Here is a 17,508-nt window from a genome sequence, read left to right as displayed (position 1 = left end):
GGATTTTCGGTAGATCTCGCAACGCGGGTTTCTTCTTGGTTGGCATACATGCACCTCTTACTCATGTTATGCCCGAACACAAAATTTCTGACACCCCCTGAAGCGCCATTTTTCCCCTCTTCCCAGGCAGGGAGCACAGCCTGGACAAAGCGGCTACCTACCATACACTTGGCAAACAAGCGCCTTTTTTCCCCGGCTGGATAACCCAGGTCAGGCCTATGAACCCTCGCTATCATGAAATACACCGGGCCGAGATCAAAAGACAGTTGTATCGCCACGCCGATCAACAGTGGGACGCTCTCTTTAGTCTATTCATCGCAAGCATTATCTTTGCTGGCTTTGGAGTTAAGCTCTGCTTTGCGCTTATATCAGGCAGCTGGATTATGGGGTTCGTGTTCTTTTCCTTGAGTGCACTTTTTTTCGCCTTCTATCGGTGGACGCTTCGTATGCTGAGCAAGCGAGGAACAGACAGCGGATGGCTTAATACACCTGATCAACTAATCTGTGTAGCACTTATAGGTCTGGCTATATTCTTATCTGACTCCAACATAATAGTATTGTTTTTTTTCTTTCTTTGCGCAGGTGCATACGGCAATTGGCGCCTAAGGAAGAACCTGCGAATTCATATGATGCGCTACTATTTTCGCGAAGCGCGCGAGTATATTCGAGAAGTAGAACGTTACAGCCCTCACCCTAAACGCCCGACCCTGTTGAAAGCGCCACCAGAGGAATAGGTACTTTGGGTCGCAAGCTACTCTTCTTGATTAGCTGAAAACAGCCGATTGCGTGCTATATCTACGATATAAAACCAAGCTAACACCCATAATAAAAAAAACAAAGCATTACAGATAGATAGCGCACTCATTAAAAGCGGATTAACTTTTTTACGCCCCACTTACCATTCGTCGTCATGCGCAAAAAAAATTCAAATTTTTCGAAAACGGGCGACTCCTACTCATACAGCGATCAAGACGACCGGGTACATTTTCTGATTGATTGACGATTGCTGATAGGAGATAGTCATGAACTACGAAGATCGCGACACCTATGGCATGTACAAAACCAACCTCATACGAGATACCGACTCAGACGAACAGGGTCCTGGCCCCGATCTGATGGGGGCAGACACACTCATCGGAAATGATGTTTATAACCATAATGAAGAAGACCTCGGGGATATCAAGGAAATCATGCTGGACGTTCGCAACGGAAGAGTAAGTTATGCTGTTCTATCTTTCGGTGGCTTTCTTGGCATGGGAGAAAAACTGTTTGCGGTACCTTGGAATGCATTGACACTCGACACCGTAAATAAGCGTTTCGTATTAAACGTAGAGAAAGAACGTTTGGAAAACGCACCAGGTTTCGACAAGGACAACTGGCCTAATATGGCCGACGAATCCTGGGCAACAGAAATCCATTCGTTTTATGGAACTAAACCCTTCGATTACGATACTCTTCAGAGACAACGTATCGACCAAAGCTAACTGTCTCTATCCGAAACGAAAATAATGCGCGCCGGGCAATAGGTTTCTTGGGAGTACCAAACCTGAGGCGCGCATTGCGGTGGAAACAGGTTTGTCGACAGCAACAGGGGTATGTCAGCAAATGGAGAAGCGCGATTTCCAGTCTGGTTTTGAGGGCCTGTCGCGCTCGGACAAGTTCTAAACCAGTTGGCGGATCCCCAGAGACAAAATCAAACCACCGCACAGTCGATCGATTGCTTTTTTCCGGCCTTGATACGCGCAAGCAATCTTAGGTTGCGATAGAGCGATTGCAACCATTCCATACCAAGTCATTGAAACCACCACTACAACTGCCAGCATCGACGAAAACGTGCCTAGCGAAACCTGGGCGGGAGCTGCGGCTGAAAAAACAGCGGCATAGAAGGCCATGGACTTGGGGTTTCCAATGTTGGTAATGACACCCTGAAGAAAAGACTGCCTGCAACTACCAGCGACGGCATCATTTAGTGGCCCAAGCGTATTCTTTCCCGCATTGATCAACAGTCGGAATCCGAACCATATCAGGTAGACAGCCCCTAGAACCTTTACAGCAAGCGCAGCCCAAGGGAACGCAGCAAATACAACCCCCAGACCTGCAATTGCACAAGTGGACCAGAACAAGTTGACCAGTACGATACCCGCTACCAAGGCCAGAGCTTCTGACCGTGTAGCAGCCACCGCTTTATGGACCACTGCGACGAAATTTGGTCCAGGGATAACGACACCGGCCAGGTACACCAAAAAAACTGTAAAAACGGCGGAACCATCGATCATGTGCTTCCTCGCGAGTCCTGTGGACAGGACCATCCCTTAGTATTGCTGATCGCCATTGGGCGCTGAGTGCCCGGCTCATTCTCGATGATGAGTGTGCGGGGTGTCGAGCGACCGACTCCGACCTATTCTGTTGAAAACATCGGTCTGCCCAAATTGCCTGATCACTGACTGTACCGCACTGCCACCAATCATGAACAATTGACCGACAAGGGACGGCCGACCGTGCGTCAGCCGCCCATCCCCTTAAGCGCTCAACCCATTTCGTTGATGCAAACCACTTTGGGTTGCGTCATATCCTCATAAGCAAACCGAACACCTTCTCGTCCCAGACTTCCGTACTTGAAGCCACCGAAAGGCATGGCATCAAAACGATAATCGGAAGAATCATTGATCATCACGCCACCGGCTTCAATTTGGCGCGAGAGTTTAAGGGCCTTGGAAAGATCACGGGTAAAGACGCCCGCGTGCAAGCTGTATTCCGGCGCGTTGGCCAGGGCAACGGCGTCATCCAGGTGGTCAAAAGGCTCCAGAATGACCACCGGCGCGAAGACTTCCTGCTGCCAAATCCGACTGTCATGGCTTACACGCTCCAGCACGGTCGGCGCATAGCTTCCCGCTTGGCGGTGGTGCCCGCACAGAAGAACAGCACCTTCGGCCAGCGCTTCATTCACCCATTGTTCGGTGCGACGAGCCGCCTGCTCCGTAATCATCGGGCCGACATCCGTTGCTCGCTGATCAGGATCGCCAAGTATCAATGCACGGGCCAGGCTGACAAAGCGCTCACGGAAAGCCGCGTAGATTGAACGGTGTACGAGGATGCGCTGGGTGCCGATGCAGTTCTGTCCTGCTGCCCAGAAGGCACCCGATACACAAGACTCTACGGTCGGTTCGAGATCACAGTCTTCGAGCACGAGAACCGGTGCATTCCCCCCCAGATCCATCGCCAGCTTCTTCAAGCCTGCACTGCGAGCAATGAACTCTCCAGTGGCAAAACCACCCGTGAAGGAAATCATCCGCACTTCGCGCAGTTCCACCAATGCTTTACCCAGGTCGACGCCTCCGGTCGCCGGGGTTACCACGGACGAAGGCAGGCCCGCTTCCACCAGGCATTCAACCAGCTTGAGAGCCGACAACGGTGCGAGCTCTGAAGGCTTGAGAATCACAGCATTGCCACCGGCGATGGCCGGGCCCAATTTATGGGCGACCAGGTTCAGCGGATCGTTGTAGGGGGTGATCGCGACGATAAGCCCCAATGGTTCGCGGGTGAACCAACCCTGGCGCGATTCGGAGCCTTCATAGGCCTCGAATGGAATCACCTCCCCGGCGTTACGACGAGCCTCTTCCGCCGATAGCTTCAACGTGTTCACGCAACGCTTCACTTCCTTCTCTGCTTGTCGCAACGTCTTTCCCGCCTCTGCAACAATGAGCCGGGCAAATGCTTCAGCCTCAAGCTCTACACGACGGGCTGCTTCCTCAAGGATGCGGGCACGCTGGTGACGAGGCATCGCTGCACTCTCACGCACGCCAATTCGCGCACGCTCCAGCAAGCCAGGAACAGCGGTTGCATCGAGGCAAGGTACGCTTCCCACCAGGCGACCATCGAATGGACTGAACACATCAATCTGTTTGGCATCAACGAGCTGGATGCTGGCCATGCTGGATACGCTCATGACGATTTTCCTCTCACTTGCCGTGGCTGGTATGGATGGCGATGATGTCTGACAGCAACGCAAAGGCAGTCTCGAGACGCCCTGCCCCAGGCCCGGACACCGTGACAGCCCCCAACAGTTCGGTGTTGAACGACACCGCGTTCGTGGCGCCGGAAATTCCTGCAAGAGGATGGGAATTCGGCAACAGCCTGGCTTGCACACTCGCTCGAACCGAGCCATCGACCTCGCGATTTGCAGAACCGATCAGCTTCCAACTTGCACCGTTGGCAGTTGCTTGAGCGATGTCTTCCGAGCTGATGCTGCTAATCCCTGAGCAAGCCACATCGCTGACGCTCAATCGAGCATTGAGCAGTTCGTTGGCCAGGATCACTACCTTGAGACGGACGTCAAAACCCTCCACATCAGCAGTGGGGTCGGCCTCGGCATAGCCGAGCTGTTGAGCCTCGGTGACTGCGTCGTTGAACGTCAGGCCGTCCTTCATGCGGGTCAGCACGTAATTGGAAGTCCCGTTCAGAATGCCTTCAAAGCCTTGAACCTCTGCACCCGCCAGCGCCTGTCGTGCCAGGCGAATCACAGGCGTACCGCTCATAACCGAACCTTCGTACTCGAAGGCAACACCATGACGACGGGCCAAATTCTTGAGCTCGGCGCCGTGCAGCGCGATTGGCCCCTTGTTGGTGGTCACAACATGGATGCCGCTTTCCAGTGCCCAGCGGCAGAACGTAGTAGCGGGCTCACCATCGACAGGGTTGGTGAAGGTGGCTTCCGCAATCATGTGCGCGCCAGAATGCTTGATCACGGTTTCGTTGAAGGCCTCGGCATTGCCGCCAGGCAGCTGAGCGAATACACCTTTTTCAACGGGCAGCGCGACCAACTGCTTTGCATCCAGACCTTCTTTAGCAACGATGGAGCCGAGGAACAGATCGGTGACACCGACAATTTTGATCGTAAAGCCCAGGGACTCTTTCCACTGGGCATTAGAATCGGCAACCAATTGGGCGAAGCCACGGTTCACGCCACCAAATCCTACCAAGGCAATTTTGTACTCAGTCATAAAGCTGTTCCTTTATTGATGTTGTTTGATAGGAACATCCTAAGAGTCGAACGCTGGCAGTTGAATATGGCGGAGTGCTGTATTAATTGGCCGTTTTGCCCATACAGCAAGACAAGGTGTGTGCAGCCAGGCAGAACACTTTTTTGTGCTCAAAACACGGCAGAAAGGACAAATGAAGTGACGGTGTTTTCCACCCCGGGCATCGCAGAGATTTCCTTCCAAACGATATGAACGCGTTCGGGAGAGGCAGCATTGACTCGAAGCATCAGATCGAATTCACCACTCAATACTTCACACTGAACCACCTCGGGGAGCGAGCGCAGCGCGGCAAGTACTTCTTCGCCACGCATGCGGTCGTAGCGGTACACAAAGATGACTGCACTGATCAGCGAAGAAGGTCGCCGGGAATCACCCAGTCGTACCGTATAGCCCTGGATGGCGCCGTCTCGCTCAAGACGCTCAATGCGCTGGCGCACAGCGTTGCGAGACAAGTTGACCTTGGCGCCCAGCTCAGCATGGGCGATTCGAGCATTCGCGGTGAGTTCGGCAAGTATGCGCTCGTCCAGCGGATCCAGAATGCGCTTCATACATGCCTCTGCTGCGCCGACAAGAGGGCGTGGCAAAGACCGTCCAGATCGCCTTTGGCCAAGTACGGTGGCTGAGCAAAAATGTCAGGCGTCGTTGGCACCTCTCCCCGCCAGACACCCAACTCGGACAATAGGGCCGCAGACCTGGCCGGAGCAATTTGCCCAAAGGTCACCATCGGAGCCCCCAGGCTGCGTCGATGAATTCGGCCAGCCAGGACGCCCACAGCGGTATGTGGATCGATTGCAGACCCGGTCTCTCGGAACAACTTGACGACTTCGTCGCGAACCTGTGATTCGTCGACTGCATAGGAATCGAACAGCACCCGGGCTCGCAGCCATTGCTGGTTGCCAATGCTTAACTCGCCGCAGTCTTCAAAGTGCTCCATGAGCGCCTTTACTGAATGCCCATCGTGCCCATACAGCTCCCAAATGAACCGCTCCAAGTTGGAGAACAGGGAGAAATCCATCGCAGGAGACAACGTTCGGTTGCTGACTCGGGTTGAGTAGCGATTGCGATGAATAAACTGGTGAAGTGCATCATTACTGTTAGTAGAAATGATCACCTGGTTGATGGGTAATCCCATCTTCTGAGCCATGTAGCCGGCGCAAATCTCGGCAGAGCTGGCTGCTGGAACGCTGAAACCTACAGGACGTGTCCCGCCCCCCAGTTGCAAGGCCGCGTGGAAATAAAAAACGATCTGTGCGAGGACGCCGATCCAGTTGGTGGAGTTGAAACTGATCGGTATTACCCCCTCTAACGGCCAGTCACGCAAGAGTCGAGAGACCAACGTCTGGCAGTCGTCGAAATTACCGTCTACCGGAAAAAGTTGAACCCGTTCAGGGTCTGCCGCCTGCAGGGCAGAAAGTTGCTCAGCCGCTACCCCATTGCGCGGGTACAGTATCGCCATGCGAATGCCCGGGCAGTTGGAAAACCCCTCAAGCGCAGCCAGCCCGGTATCGCCATTGGTCGCACCGATGATCAGCGCCTCTGCACCGACCTCACCCAGGAAATGCTCCACCAAGCGAGATTGCAGTTGCGCAGCGAAATCTTTGGAAGAATGAGTCGGTCCATGAAACAGCTGGAGTATCCATTCGTTATGGCCAATCTGCTCAAGCGGCGTAATAGCGCGGTGATTGAAGTTTCGATAGCTGTCGCTTAGCAAGGCACGCAAGGTGCTTTCGTCCATGGAAGAGCCAACGAAGGGTGAGACGACCCGCCAGACCAGCTCATCGAATGGTAACCACGACCAGCTGGTTATCTGCTTCTCGGTAAAGACAGGCAAACTTGCCGGGACATAGAGACCACCATCTTCGGCAAGCCCCGACAGAACCACACTGCGAAAATCCGCCCGCACGTCACCGCCGCGTGTGCTTACGTAATGCATGATGACTCCAGATCAGAATTACAAAAGGCGGTGAGCTTGCGCCACCAACCAAGTAGAAAAAGTCGCGGCATCAGGCGAAAGCTGCTCGGCCTGCTCACGCACCAGATAAAAAGACTCGCTGGCTTCGATTCGATGACTGAATGGCGCAATCAGGTGCCCACTCTTCAGCAAATCTTCCACGACGGAAGACCGCGCCAAGGCAACGCCCTGACCCAGTTCTGCCATGCGAATGGTGGAAATCAGTGTGTCGAACTGAAGGCCACGGGAATAATCGACATCGTCTGCTCCAACCCGCTTCAACCAGTAGCCCCAACCTTCCTCGTACCCCAATACATGCAGCAAGGAATGATTCATCAAGTCGCCAGGTTCACGTATCGGTGAGCGGCTCATAAGTTCAGGCGAGCAAACGGGCTGAAGGATGTCCCAGGTTAATCGCTGTGCGTGCAATCCCGCCCACTCACCACATCCCCAGCGAATCTCCAGGTCATCCTCTCCGTCCGGTTCCTTCACCCAAATGTTGCTGATATATCGGATGTCGATGTGTGGATACTCCCGGCAAAAATCTGTGAGCCGAGGGGCCAACCAATAGTGAAGGAATGAAAGGCTGCCACGCACCTTCACATGCCTTCGGTTACGCTGGCCAAAGATCTCGTTGGTGCCCACTGCAAGACGGCTGATTGCGTCTTGTACTACCGGCAGATACGACTGCCCTTCTTCAGTCAAGCCAAGCCCTCGGGGCAGACGCTTGAACAGCGCCACCCCAAGATGCCCCTCCAACTGACGGATCTGTTGACTGACTGCACCTTGAGTCAGGTGCAGTTCCAGTGCTGCATGGGTGAAGTTCAAGTACCGCGCCGATGCTTCGAATGCCCTCAGCCAATTCAAGGGCGGTAGTGATTTTTGACTCATCGGCGCAACCTCATTGGGACTTATCTGTGCTCAATGATCGCCTGAGCTACTTACGCTGCACCAGCGGAATGATGTGCAGTCGCTGCTAATGCCAACCGCTCTTCCCGCTTCTTGCGAGTGATCCAATAAACGAAGTAACACCACGCGATAAACGGAAGACCGAAGTAAAGCGCCACTCGCTGCTCAGGATCAAAAGCAATGCCGATGCAGGCCAGCAAACAGCACAACAGAGCACCAATAGGAACCCAAGGGTAGCCGCGCACACGGAAATGCAGATCTTCTACTCGTCCACCATTGGCGACGTATTGGCGGCGGAAGGCTATCTGACTTGCAGCGATGCTCATCCAGACGATCACAACCGCAAGACCCGAAATCGACACCAGAGCCAGGTAAACCGTATCGGGGGCAAACACGCTGCTGAGCAGCGACGCCACCGCACCCGCCATACTCAACACGATTGCATTAACCGGTGTACCCTGGCGCGAAAGCCTGGCGTAACGCTTAGGCATATGCCCTTGATCACTCAATGTCCACAGCATGCGCGAAGCCGCATACAGCCCCGAGTTAGCGGCGGATATCAGGGCGGTGAGAATGACGAAGTTCATAATGTCAGCTGAATATGGGATGCCAATCAGCTCGAACACCATAACAAACGGGCTTTCTATCAATCCCGCCTGCTCGCGGGGCAGCAAGGTTGCAAGTACGAAAATCGTGCCCACGAAGAACAGCGCCAGACGTACTACTGTGGTGCGGATCGCCTTGGGAACGCTGGTCTGAGGATCTTGCGCTTCACCTGCCGCAATCCCGATAAGCTCAGTTCCGGAAAAAGCAAAAGAGACCGCTAGAAGTGTCATGGCAATGGGCAGGAAGCCTGTCGGGAAAAGTCCCTCACGGGTAAAGTTCGAGAGCCCGGCACCTTGTAAATGCTGGACCTGGAAAAGACCGCAAATAGCCCCGCCACCAATGACGATAAACGTGATAACCGTCAGAACTTTAATGAGCGAAAGCCAGAATTCAGTCTCCGCAAATAAACGAACCGATACAACGTTACTTATAAAGACTGCAATGGCAAAAAACGCGCTCCAGATCCAGACCGGTGTATCCGGGAACCACCGAACCATCAGGATGCCCGCCGCCGTGAATTCAGAGCCAATAGCGACCGCCCAAGTGAGCCAATACAGCCAGGCCACCGTATAGCCCGTACCTGGGCCCAAGTATCGAGTTGCGTAACTACTGAAAGAACCGGTTTCTGGCATCTGCACCGCTAATTCACCGAGACAGACCATTACCAGATACACCATCACCGCACCGATGATGTAGGCAATCACTGCGCCGAGGGGCCCAGCCTGATTAACGGTGTAGCCGGAGGTAAGGAATAATCCCGTACCGATTACACCGCCCAACGCCAACATGACGATGTGGCGGGTTTGCATTTCTTTCTTGAAATTCAAGGCTGGGTCGGACTGTTCATTTTTTGTCGGGATAGTCATCGCTATGTTCTCATGAAATGTACGGACAAATATTTCTTGTAACCGACTATTAGGCAGCACAATTTAATTGTCGCTAGTTGTTATTGTTTTAAACCATTCATGAAGGACGATCCGATCATAAATCGGAAGTCTTACCGAGTTCAGGTTTCCACCTCGGTGAAACGCTCGGTTTTGTCAGTGTGGAGAATTACATCTCGTTGTTTACTGTGAACTAACGCAAATGCTTGTTTAAGGTCAGCCAACAAGTCTTCCGTGTCTTCAATACCTACGGAGACCCTCACCAAGCCCTCGGAAATCCCAAGTGCCTCACGTTCCTCCAGGGTGTTTTCCACGTGGCTGGTTGTCCGTGCCGGCCCGTAGATGGTTTCAACCGCGCCCAGGTTGCCCGCACGATGTGCATAGTTGAGCAGCGGTAACAAACGAGTCACTGTGTCCATGCCTCCTTTCAACACGAAGCTGACGATGGCTCCGAATCCGCGCATTTGCGAACGGGCAATGACATGACCTTGATGGTGAGGAAGTCCCGGATAATTCACAGTTTCCACCAAGGGCTCGGTGCATAGGTATTCGGCCAGTACTTGTGCACTCGCCTGTTGCTGGCGAAGACGCAAAGCCAGCGTCTTGATGCCGCGGATGATGAGATAAGCCGAAAACGGATCCAGCGAGGCTCCATTGATTTCGCGGTAATGGCGAACGTGTGACATGAGATGCTCGGCACCGCAGACCACACCGCCAAGCACATCGCCATGACCGGAGAGGAACTTGGTAGCACTGTGCACTACCACATCAACCCCGAGAGCAAGGGGATTCTGATTCAAAGGCGTCGCGAACGTATTGTCTGCTATGACCAAAGCCCCAACACGCTTCGCCGTCGCCACGAGACGTCGGATATCCAGAACCTTGAGTGTCGGATTCGTTGGGGTTTCCAGATAGAGGACATTGCAGCCTTTAGCGATCTCATGCTCGATAGCTTCTATATCGAGGGTATCGCAAAGCGTGACCTCGACGCCCATTCGGGGAAGAAACTCTTCGAAGATCTTGTTGGTGCCACCGTAGCTGTCGCGGGTAGAAACCACACGCTGACCACAGGCCAGAAAGGTATGCAGCACACCACTGATGGCCGCCATCCCGGTACTGAAAGCGACAGCCGATTCTGCGCTTTCCAGCTCGCAAAGTTTGTCTTCCAGGACGGTGACCGTTGGGTTACTCATGCGGCTGTAAATGAAACCAGGCTCTTTACCCAATGCCACGTCATACCATTCATCAATGTCACGGTATCCGTAGGCGGCGCTGACGACGATGGGAGTCTGAGTGGCGTTGTAAGGATGTTGAACTTGCTCCCCGCCCCAAACCACGCGCGTCCCCAAACCAGCATTCCGGCTCTGACCCGGTGTTATCTTGTCATCCATAAATTTATCTCGCATCGATGAAACACAGAGGTGTTCCGATTGGGCTTGCGAGGACTATAGGGAAGGCTTGAGCGTGTGAAAAATCATGTTATCTGGGGCTAAGGGGTGCTTTTTTTAATGGATGAACGAAATGAAAGGGGCCTGATGACACCTCTGTGTACAACGGTTACTGGCCCTTAACCTTGCAGGATGGGAGTATTCGCCGGTCGCTGGCTGCTATTGCTGCCGGTCCACATCACCGCACACCATGACAAGGACGTAAACATTACTGTGAGCAGAAAAATAATCCTGATGCGTCACGGCCAGCCAACGTTGGTCGCAACCGACAAAATATCAGCGCTCGATATGAAGGAGTGGATCGAACACTACAACCGGTCCGAAATCACCCGCCAGCCCGTCCCGGATGCCAGCATGCAGCTCGCCGCAACCGCCACGGTGATTGTTTCAAGCAATGCGCCTCGCGCGTTGACTTCCGTCCAGGCTCTTGGCCTGAAACCCGCCCTCGTCGACGCACTTTTCGGTGAAGCGCAACTGCCTTATGGTCGCTGGAAGCTGCCACGGCTATCGCCGTTTACCTGGGCATTTATCCTTCGAGTTTTATGGTTGTGCGGTTACTCACGCAACGTCGAATCCGTCGCCACTGCCAGGATGCGCGCCAGCACGGCAGCTCAACGACTTCAGTCCCTTGCTGCCAGCGAAGGACCGGTTCTATTGCTCGGTCATGGCTTCATGAATCGAATGATCGCCAAACAACTGGTGGCAGATGGATGGACCCGGCAAAAACGTAACGGCAGCCAGTATTGGAGTGCGACCGTGTATCAATATGGCGGTGTTTGAGAGTTACTTCACGACTGCTACGCGTCGCGGTAATGCACCAATATCCCTTCCGAAGTCCCCCGATCTTTTTCAGCCAATGGAGTCATTTACATGGAAGTCATCAATCCATTACAACCCGCAGAGTGTGAAGGCATGGAGGACATCCGACGGGAAATCGATGCCCTTGATCACGCCGTTATCAAGCTGTTGGGCAAGCGTTTTCAGTACGTACTGGCGGCCTCGAAGTTCAAGACCTCGGCAACTTCAGTGCGTGCGCCGGAGCGTTTCAAGGCGATGCTGGCGATACGTCGCGAGTGGGCCGAGGCCGAGGGCTTGAGCCCGGATGCCATCGAGAAGATGTACAGCGACCTGGTGAACCATTTCATTGCCGAAGAGATGAAACACTGGGCGGCTCGTCAAACCGAAAACTGATTCACTGCATAACAACCCAGGCGCTGTGGAAACGGACGTCTTAACAGGTGTCCGTTTTTTTTACAGTTGTCCATTCCATAGAACTAACAATATTTACTTTCGGCCATCGCAATTTCTGACGACGAACCTGGCTGATACACAGAGGTCAAAGCAGGTGATGACGTCGCCAATGATCAAAGGCCTCATTCAAGGGCGAAGTCAGTAGCTCACATACTTTAGGGTGCGCCGGATAGTTTCAGCAGGCTCGGATTGTCCGAGGAGCAAGTGCTGACTGCTGCTCATATCCTCTGCTCCCGTATTGGAGTACTAACATGACTCAGTCAATGCGGTTCTTCCTGTCGATCGTCCTTGCGACACTGGCATCGGCCAGCTTCTTGAACACTGCGGGTGCGGCAACTGCCGAGGATCTGGATGTCGATGCTCGGCAAGCGTTGCAAACGCTGTACAAGTCCACGCCCTTTGCTGAAAGCATTTCGCACAACGCCAAAGCGATTCTTGTCTTCCCGAAAATCATCAAGGCGGGCCTTGTGTTCGGCGGCAGCTATGGCGAAGGCGTATTGTTGAAGGACATGAAAGTCGAAAATTATTACAACTCAGTAACCGGGTCCTGGGGCCTGCAAGCCGGCGCCCAGTCGTATGGCTATGCGGTTTTCCTGATGACCGATAAAGCCGTGGACTACATACGTAAAACCAAGGGGTGGGAAATCGGCGTAGGCCCCACCGTTGTAATGGTTGATGAAGGGGTGGCGAAGAATCTGTCCAGCACAACCGTGAAGGACGATGCCTACGCGTTCATTTTCGACCAGCAGGGGTTGATGGCCGGGATCAGCATCGAAGGAACCAAGATTTCCCTGATCAAGCGCTAGGACCGCTCGCTTGGCGCATGGATGCGCCAGTCGCTGAGTCAAGCGACCTGTCCACTCAACGATCTACACCAGCATGGCTAACCAGGCCGACACCAGCAGCAAACAAGCCAGTGCAGTGTTCAGGCGTTTGAATGCCTGCGGCGAACCAAAAGCCCGGGCACTGCCCACGCCGAGCAACGCCCACAAGGTCATGCACGGCACGGAAACCAACAAAAACAGCAGCGACAACACCACCAGCCGCAGGGTCTTGTCGCCCTCACCGACAAATACGCTCACTACCGCTACCGCCATCATCCAGACCTTGGGGTTGACCAATTGCAGCGTGGCGGCACCGAACACGCTGAGGCCTTCGTCACGCGAGGTGGTCGGGGCCAGGGACGGCGGCGCACTTTGGAATATCTGCCAGGCGAGCCAACTCAACCAGAGCACTCCGGCCCAAGCCATTGCCTGCTGCACACGCGCAAACCGCAGCAGCGTTTCGCCCATGCCGAGCCCCACCGCAAACACAATCAGCGCCGCCGCCCCGCAGGCTGCAAAAATGATGGGCAGTGTGGCGCCCAGCCCCCGCCGCGAACTGTGGCTCAACACCAGAATATTGGTCGGCCCGGGGGTAATAGAAGCCACGAAGGCAAACAGCAGGAAAGGCAACAACGATTCCATGGAATGGACTCCTCGATCAGACAGGAATCCATGGTCGCGAATCGGCGAAGTTCAGTCTGGAAGGTTTGAGCAGCGCTTGCGGTAATCCGCGGGTGTGAGCTGGTAGGCACGGCGGAACCAGCGCCCCATATGACTTTGATCGGCAAACCCGAGGGTACTGGCCACCTGTGCCGGTGACTCGCCCCGCGCCAGCAGCTGTCGCGCCTTGGCCAGGCGCAACTGGATCAAATATGCATGAGGCGCCAGCCCAAAGGCTGCCTTGAAGGCGCGTGTCAGACGAAAGCGATCGACACCACAGGCTGTGGCCAGATCATCCAGCCCAATGTCTTCATAGACATGAGCATGCAAATAGTCACGCGCAACCTGGGCCACCCACGGCAGGCGCGGATCAAAAGCCTGACGCTTGCGCCAATCAAGATGGCCAGTGAGCGCCCCCAACAACGTGTCGATGGCGCTCTGGCGCACTATGCGCAAGTCGCCCTCATGGAGTGCGTGGAAGGCTTGGAAAATGGCAGTGGCCAGGCGCGGATCCTGGCTCAGGGTGTCGGCAAAACCCGGCTGACTGTTGGCCGGCGCATGCTCGAACAACGCGTGCAACTCCCGCTCCAGCCAATGTGGATCGAGGTAGAGCATGGAATAGGTAAAGCCCTCCTCGGTCGGCGCATGCCCATCGTGGATTTCACCCGGCTCCAGCATGAATACCTTGCCCGGCGTACTGAGGTGGCGAACGCGCCGGCAATTGAACTGCTGCACGCCCTGCTCGGTGACCCCGACCAGAAAACTGTCATGCCAATGCGGATCGTAGGCATGCCCCTGAAAATGGGCACGAATCGATTCAATCCCGGTATCGGCGTCCTGGGACAGCTCAATCCAGTTGCGTCTATCCACGCAAGGCTCCATTGGTTCAGCGTTTATCTGTGGGGACGACTAAATTACCGCGCAATGGAAATGACGTTTAGAAGATTTGTGCAGGCTCCTGGGCAAACGCATCCTTGATGAATGCCTCCAACTCTTTCTCTTCAAGCAGTTCAATAGAAAAATGCCCAAAGCGTTTCGGTAACCAGATTATGCGTGTCCCGCTGGGCGATTGCAGATCATCGCGAGACAGTGGTTTTCCGTTCTCGTTTTCCGGCTGGACGCCCGCCTCAATCAATTCGTCATAGGCAGCTTCAATATCTGGTGTGGAATAGCAGTGACGATAGATCGTACCTTCGCCGTTGGAGTCCATCAGCGCCTTGAGATTGCCGGTAAACGGTTGTACCAGCATCAGACGCTCCGTTCCAAACATGACGATCGCATAGCGCACATGCAAACCGTCGCGCTGCCAATCAAGTGTTCTGGAAATCCTGGCGCTGAAGACTCGGGCGTAATAGCTGCACGCTTCCTCGAGGTCTTTGACGAGAACATCCACGTGGCTGAACTTTAATTTCAATGGCCTCACCCTTTTCAGACATACGATTCGTTTGCTGTCAGTCCGGGTATTCTGATTCGCTAACCTTTGCGATAGCTACTGATGTCTGCATTCGGTTCAAAAACGGTCATTCCGTTCAAGGTGCCTTGCAGTCCAGCCGACTAAAGCGTCACCGCGTGCTTTCGACCAAGGCTGTCGCCAAAACCACGGATCATATCCAACAACGACTTCACCCGCAGCGGCAGATTCCCGGCCGGGTACACCGCGTGCATCTGCGGGCTTTCACCGCCGCTGGAGGTGAGTTTGAACTCGGGACAGACCCGCAGCAGGCGCCCCGCTTCCACTTCGGGCTCCGCCATCCAGTCCGCCAGGCGGGCGATCCCGACGCCCGCCAGCGCTGCCTGGAACACCGCCGAACCGGAGCTGAAACGAAACTTTGGATGAACCCGAAAGCTGATGGCCTGCTCCTCGCTGCGAAAATTCCACTCCTTGAGAATCCGCGGCGCCGTATGCAGGATCAGCGAGTGCGCCTCCAGCGCCTCGATGGAGTCGGGCATCCCGCGCCGCTCCAGATACCCGGGGCTGGCATACAGGTAGCGTGAATAATTCCAGAGCGGATAGCCGATCAGGTCACTGGATTGCGCAAACGCGCCGCGAATCGAGAAGTCCAGCTTGCTCTTGGCCGGGTCGATGAGCTCATCGGTGAAAATCACATCGACGTTCACGTCTGGATAACGCTCGCTGTACTGCGCGATCAACCGGGGCAATACCCCGTGGCCGAGAAACTCGGGTGCGGAAAAGCGGATCCAGCCATAGGCCAGGCCGCTGAGGCCGGCCAGGTCTTCATCCGCCTCACGTTGCAGATCCAGCATTTTGTAAGCGTGAGGCATCAAGCGCTCACCCGCTTCGGTCAAGCTCACGGCATTGGACGAGCGATTGAACAACTTGACCCCGACACTTTCCTCCAGGGCTTGAACGGCACGGGTCAGCGCGCTGGGGGAGCGCCCCAGAGTACGTGCCGCCGCGACGAAACTGCGCTTGCGAGCCACCGTCGCGAAGGCTTCAAGTTCCCCCAACATGTCCAATGCCATGCTCCACCTCGTTGCACTTTTCACAACGTGGTATTGCAACACATTAAAAGCCCTTCCGTTAACCTTCCTGCTCAAGGACGCAGGCAAGCCGATGCGATGAAACACGTAGAAGCCGCCGGACGCTCACCCACCCTTCAACGTCAGAGCCTGATTTCATGGTCGATATTGTCATCCTTTGCGTGTTCGCCTTCGCCGCCGGCCTGATCGATGCTGCGGTGGGCGGCGGCGGACTGATCCAGATACCCGCGCTGTTCAACGTGCTGCCCACGGCACAACCGGCGGCGCTGCTCGGGACCAATAAAGTCGCGGCAGCCTGCGGCACCGCCTTCGCGGCCCGATCCTTCGTGCGCAAAGTGGTGATCAACTGGGGCTTGGTGATCCCCGCCGCCTGTGCGGCCTTTGTCATGGCCTTCTTCGGAGCGGCCACGGTGTCGTTCGTCCCCCAGTCGATGATCCGGCCGGCGGTGCTGGTGTTGATCGTGCTGATGGCGATCTACACCTTCTGGAAAAAGGACTTCGGCGCCCTGCACAAACCCATGCACATCGGTACCAGGGAAAAACTGCTGGCGATCGTCATCGGCGGTGCCATCGGCTTCTACGACGGACTGTTCGGTCCCGGCACTGGCAGCTTCCTGATCTTCCTGTTTATCCGCTGCTTCGCCTTCGACTTCCTTCATGCCTCGGCGTCGGCCAAGCTGGTGAACATCGCGACCAACATAGCGGCGCTGATATTCTTCATCCCCACGGGTAACGTGCTCTACCTGATCGCAATCCCCATGGCGGCATTCAACATCCTGGGCGCGCTGACCGGCACCTGGCTGGCGGTTCATAAAGGCGTGCCTTTTGTCCGGGCTCTGTTCCTGGTGTTGCTGGTGATTCTGATCAGCAAACTGTCCTACGACCTGTTCGTGTAAACCTGAAGGAGCGATATGTAGCAGCTGGCGAAGCCTGCGTTCGGCTGCGTAGCAGTCGTAAAATCAGAAATTGCGGTGCGTCAGGCAGACCGCGTTAGCCGGATTCACGACTGCTACGCAGCCGAACGCAGGCTTCGCCAGCTGCTACAAGGAATGCGTCACGCCTGAAACTGCTTAACTGGCTGGCATTGTGCTTTGTCGTTGGGACGTGTGCGCTCATGGCGCCGGTTTGTCCGGCATGGACGCGCCACTTGCCCACTACGTTTCAACCATTGCTGGCATCGATAGTCACCATCACGTCAATGAAGTTCTCATAAAAAATCCTCGGCGTAACATCCGCTCCATACCCAACCAATAACACCCCGGAGCACACCATCATGAAACGCCAAATCATCCTCAGTATCGCTTTCTCGGTTTTTGCAGTTAACGCTTTTGCCGCGTCTTCTACTCACCCGGTTGTCGCTGAAGGCGGCTCGGATCGTCTGATTGAAAATCGAATTGCCGAAGGCGGTTCGGATCGTCTGATCGAGAACCGCGT

The 17,508-nt window shown here is 54.9% G+C and carries 18 protein-coding genes and 1 pseudogene; 7 read left to right on the top strand and 12 right to left on the bottom strand.

Annotation, left to right across the window (positions count from 1 at the left end; translation table 11 throughout):
• The first annotated feature begins 218 nt into the window (after nucleotides 1-218).
• Nucleotides 219-734 carry a hypothetical protein gene (locus tag BZL43_RS17215; RefSeq protein WP_095633416.1) on the top strand — a complete coding sequence of 172 codons (516 nt, stop codon included), beginning with the start codon at nucleotides 219-221 and terminating at the stop codon, nucleotides 732-734.
• A 288-nt stretch (nucleotides 735-1,022) separates the two neighbouring features.
• Nucleotides 1,023-1,484, top strand: a complete 462-nt coding sequence (locus BZL43_RS17210) for a PRC-barrel domain-containing protein (RefSeq protein WP_095633415.1) — start codon at nucleotides 1,023-1,025, stop codon at nucleotides 1,482-1,484.
• A 177-nt stretch (nucleotides 1,485-1,661) separates the two neighbouring features.
• Here BZL43_RS17210 and BZL43_RS17205 read toward each other — a convergent pair whose 3' ends face one another.
• The 8 genes from BZL43_RS17205 to BZL43_RS17170 all read right to left on the bottom strand — a co-directional run bounded on the left by BZL43_RS17205 (nucleotide 1,662) and on the right by BZL43_RS17170 (nucleotide 10,780).
• Nucleotides 1,662-2,276, bottom strand: coding sequence for a LysE family translocator (locus BZL43_RS17205; protein ID WP_095633414.1), 615 nt, complete (start codon nucleotides 2,274-2,276; stop codon nucleotides 1,662-1,664).
• A 251-nt stretch (nucleotides 2,277-2,527) separates the two neighbouring features.
• Nucleotides 2,528-3,946, bottom strand: a complete 1,419-nt coding sequence (locus BZL43_RS17200) for an aldehyde dehydrogenase family protein (protein ID WP_095633413.1) — start codon at nucleotides 3,944-3,946, stop codon at nucleotides 2,528-2,530.
• A 13-nt stretch (nucleotides 3,947-3,959) separates the two neighbouring features.
• A complete protein-coding gene (locus tag BZL43_RS17195; protein ID WP_095633412.1) occupies nucleotides 3,960-5,000 on the bottom strand; it encodes a homoserine dehydrogenase in 1,041 nt (346 codons plus the stop codon).
• 149 nt (nucleotides 5,001-5,149) lie between these two features.
• Nucleotides 5,150-5,587: an Lrp/AsnC family transcriptional regulator gene (locus BZL43_RS17190; RefSeq protein ID WP_095633411.1), complete on the bottom strand. Its 438-nt coding sequence runs from the start codon at nucleotides 5,585-5,587 to the stop codon at nucleotides 5,150-5,152.
• A complete protein-coding gene (gene thrC / locus BZL43_RS17185) occupies nucleotides 5,584-6,972 on the bottom strand; it encodes a threonine synthase (RefSeq protein WP_095633410.1) in 1,389 nt (462 codons plus the stop codon). The genes BZL43_RS17190 and thrC overlap by 4 nt, the downstream gene beginning before the upstream one ends.
• 18 nt (nucleotides 6,973-6,990) lie before the next feature.
• The gene (locus BZL43_RS17180) at nucleotides 6,991-7,881 is read right to left on the bottom strand and encodes a LysR substrate-binding domain-containing protein (RefSeq protein WP_095633409.1); all 891 of its coding nucleotides are present in this window, start codon (nucleotides 7,879-7,881) and stop codon (nucleotides 6,991-6,993) included.
• Nucleotides 7,882-7,931: 50 nt separating this feature from the next.
• A complete protein-coding gene (locus BZL43_RS17175; RefSeq protein WP_095633408.1) occupies nucleotides 7,932-9,371 on the bottom strand; it encodes an amino acid permease in 1,440 nt (479 codons plus the stop codon).
• A gap of 140 nt (nucleotides 9,372-9,511) precedes the next feature.
• Nucleotides 9,512-10,780, bottom strand: coding sequence for a cystathionine gamma-synthase family protein (locus BZL43_RS17170; RefSeq protein WP_095633407.1), 1,269 nt, complete (start codon nucleotides 10,778-10,780; stop codon nucleotides 9,512-9,514).
• A 291-nt stretch (nucleotides 10,781-11,071) separates the two neighbouring features.
• Between BZL43_RS17170 and BZL43_RS17165 the strand changes: the two genes are divergently transcribed.
• From BZL43_RS17165 to BZL43_RS17155, 3 genes are all read left to right on the top strand, one after another.
• Nucleotides 11,072-11,617, top strand: a complete 546-nt coding sequence (locus BZL43_RS17165) for a histidine phosphatase family protein (protein WP_095633406.1) — start codon at nucleotides 11,072-11,074, stop codon at nucleotides 11,615-11,617.
• A 90-nt stretch (nucleotides 11,618-11,707) separates the two neighbouring features.
• The gene (locus BZL43_RS17160) at nucleotides 11,708-12,028 is read left to right on the top strand and encodes an isochorismate lyase (protein WP_095633405.1); all 321 of its coding nucleotides are present in this window, start codon (nucleotides 11,708-11,710) and stop codon (nucleotides 12,026-12,028) included.
• A gap of 311 nt (nucleotides 12,029-12,339) precedes the next feature.
• Nucleotides 12,340-12,894 (top strand): YSC84-related protein, encoded by a 555-nt coding sequence (locus BZL43_RS17155; RefSeq protein WP_095633404.1) that lies wholly within the window; start codon nucleotides 12,340-12,342, stop codon nucleotides 12,892-12,894.
• A 63-nt stretch (nucleotides 12,895-12,957) separates the two neighbouring features.
• On the opposite strand, the gene BZL43_RS17150 is transcribed toward BZL43_RS17155, so the two are convergent.
• The 4 genes from BZL43_RS17150 to BZL43_RS17135 form a co-directional block, all read right to left on the bottom strand.
• Nucleotides 12,958-13,554 (bottom strand): LysE family translocator, encoded by a 597-nt coding sequence (locus tag BZL43_RS17150; protein ID WP_095633403.1) that lies wholly within the window; start codon nucleotides 13,552-13,554, stop codon nucleotides 12,958-12,960.
• A 51-nt stretch (nucleotides 13,555-13,605) separates the two neighbouring features.
• The gene (locus BZL43_RS17145) at nucleotides 13,606-14,442 is read right to left on the bottom strand and encodes an AraC family transcriptional regulator (protein ID WP_095633402.1); all 837 of its coding nucleotides are present in this window, start codon (nucleotides 14,440-14,442) and stop codon (nucleotides 13,606-13,608) included.
• A 67-nt stretch (nucleotides 14,443-14,509) separates the two neighbouring features.
• A complete protein-coding gene (locus tag BZL43_RS17140; RefSeq protein ID WP_095633401.1) occupies nucleotides 14,510-14,986 on the bottom strand; it encodes a VOC family protein in 477 nt (158 codons plus the stop codon).
• A 140-nt stretch (nucleotides 14,987-15,126) separates the two neighbouring features.
• Entirely contained in the window at nucleotides 15,127-16,056 is a 930-nt protein-coding gene (locus BZL43_RS17135) for a LysR family transcriptional regulator (protein ID WP_095633400.1), read from the bottom strand.
• Nucleotides 16,057-16,211: 155 nt separating this feature from the next.
• Between BZL43_RS17135 and BZL43_RS17130 the strand changes: the two genes are divergently transcribed.
• Nucleotides 16,212-16,970, top strand: coding sequence for a TSUP family transporter (locus BZL43_RS17130; protein ID WP_095633399.1), 759 nt, complete (start codon nucleotides 16,212-16,214; stop codon nucleotides 16,968-16,970).
• 377 nt (nucleotides 16,971-17,347) lie between these two features.
• Nucleotides 17,348-17,508 (top strand): annotated as a pseudogene (locus BZL43_RS28590) (phage infection protein); the annotation flags it as partial.

The organism is Pseudomonas sp. PICF141, from assembly GCF_002286815.1.
Lineage (GTDB): Bacteria > Pseudomonadota > Gammaproteobacteria > Pseudomonadales > Pseudomonadaceae > Aquipseudomonas.
Note: the sequence above shows the minus strand (reverse complement) of the source record. Positions and strands in the feature narration are given on the sequence as shown.

Bases quoted from the DNA above. Each gene is read 5' to 3' on its own strand.
- BZL43_RS17215 (WP_095633416.1), top strand. From the start codon at position 219: ATGAACCCTCGCTATCATGAAATACACCGGGCCGAGATCAAAAGACAG.
- BZL43_RS17210 (WP_095633415.1), top strand. From the start codon at position 1,023: ATGAACTACGAAGATCGCGACACCTATGGCATGTACAAAACCAACCTC.
- BZL43_RS17205 (WP_095633414.1), bottom strand. From the start codon at position 2,276: ATGATCGATGGTTCCGCCGTTTTTACAGTTTTTTTGGTGTACCTGGCC.
- BZL43_RS17200 (WP_095633413.1), bottom strand. From the start codon at position 3,946: ATGAGCGTATCCAGCATGGCCAGCATCCAGCTCGTTGATGCCAAACAG.
- BZL43_RS17195 (WP_095633412.1), bottom strand. From the start codon at position 5,000: ATGACTGAGTACAAAATTGCCTTGGTAGGATTTGGTGGCGTGAACCGT.
- BZL43_RS17190 (WP_095633411.1), bottom strand. From the start codon at position 5,587: ATGAAGCGCATTCTGGATCCGCTGGACGAGCGCATACTTGCCGAACTC.
- thrC (WP_095633410.1), bottom strand. From the start codon at position 6,972: ATGCATTACGTAAGCACACGCGGCGGTGACGTGCGGGCGGATTTTCGC.
- BZL43_RS17180 (WP_095633409.1), bottom strand. From the start codon at position 7,881: ATGAGTCAAAAATCACTACCGCCCTTGAATTGGCTGAGGGCATTCGAA.
- BZL43_RS17175 (WP_095633408.1), bottom strand. From the start codon at position 9,371: ATGACTATCCCGACAAAAAATGAACAGTCCGACCCAGCCTTGAATTTC.
- BZL43_RS17170 (WP_095633407.1), bottom strand. From the start codon at position 10,780: ATGGATGACAAGATAACACCGGGTCAGAGCCGGAATGCTGGTTTGGGG.
- BZL43_RS17165 (WP_095633406.1), top strand. From the start codon at position 11,072: ATGCGTCACGGCCAGCCAACGTTGGTCGCAACCGACAAAATATCAGCG.
- BZL43_RS17160 (WP_095633405.1), top strand. From the start codon at position 11,708: ATGGAAGTCATCAATCCATTACAACCCGCAGAGTGTGAAGGCATGGAG.
- BZL43_RS17155 (WP_095633404.1), top strand. From the start codon at position 12,340: ATGACTCAGTCAATGCGGTTCTTCCTGTCGATCGTCCTTGCGACACTG.
- BZL43_RS17150 (WP_095633403.1), bottom strand. From the start codon at position 13,554: ATGGAATCGTTGTTGCCTTTCCTGCTGTTTGCCTTCGTGGCTTCTATT.
- BZL43_RS17135 (WP_095633400.1), bottom strand. From the start codon at position 16,056: ATGGCATTGGACATGTTGGGGGAACTTGAAGCCTTCGCGACGGTGGCT.
- BZL43_RS17130 (WP_095633399.1), top strand. From the start codon at position 16,212: ATGGTCGATATTGTCATCCTTTGCGTGTTCGCCTTCGCCGCCGGCCTG.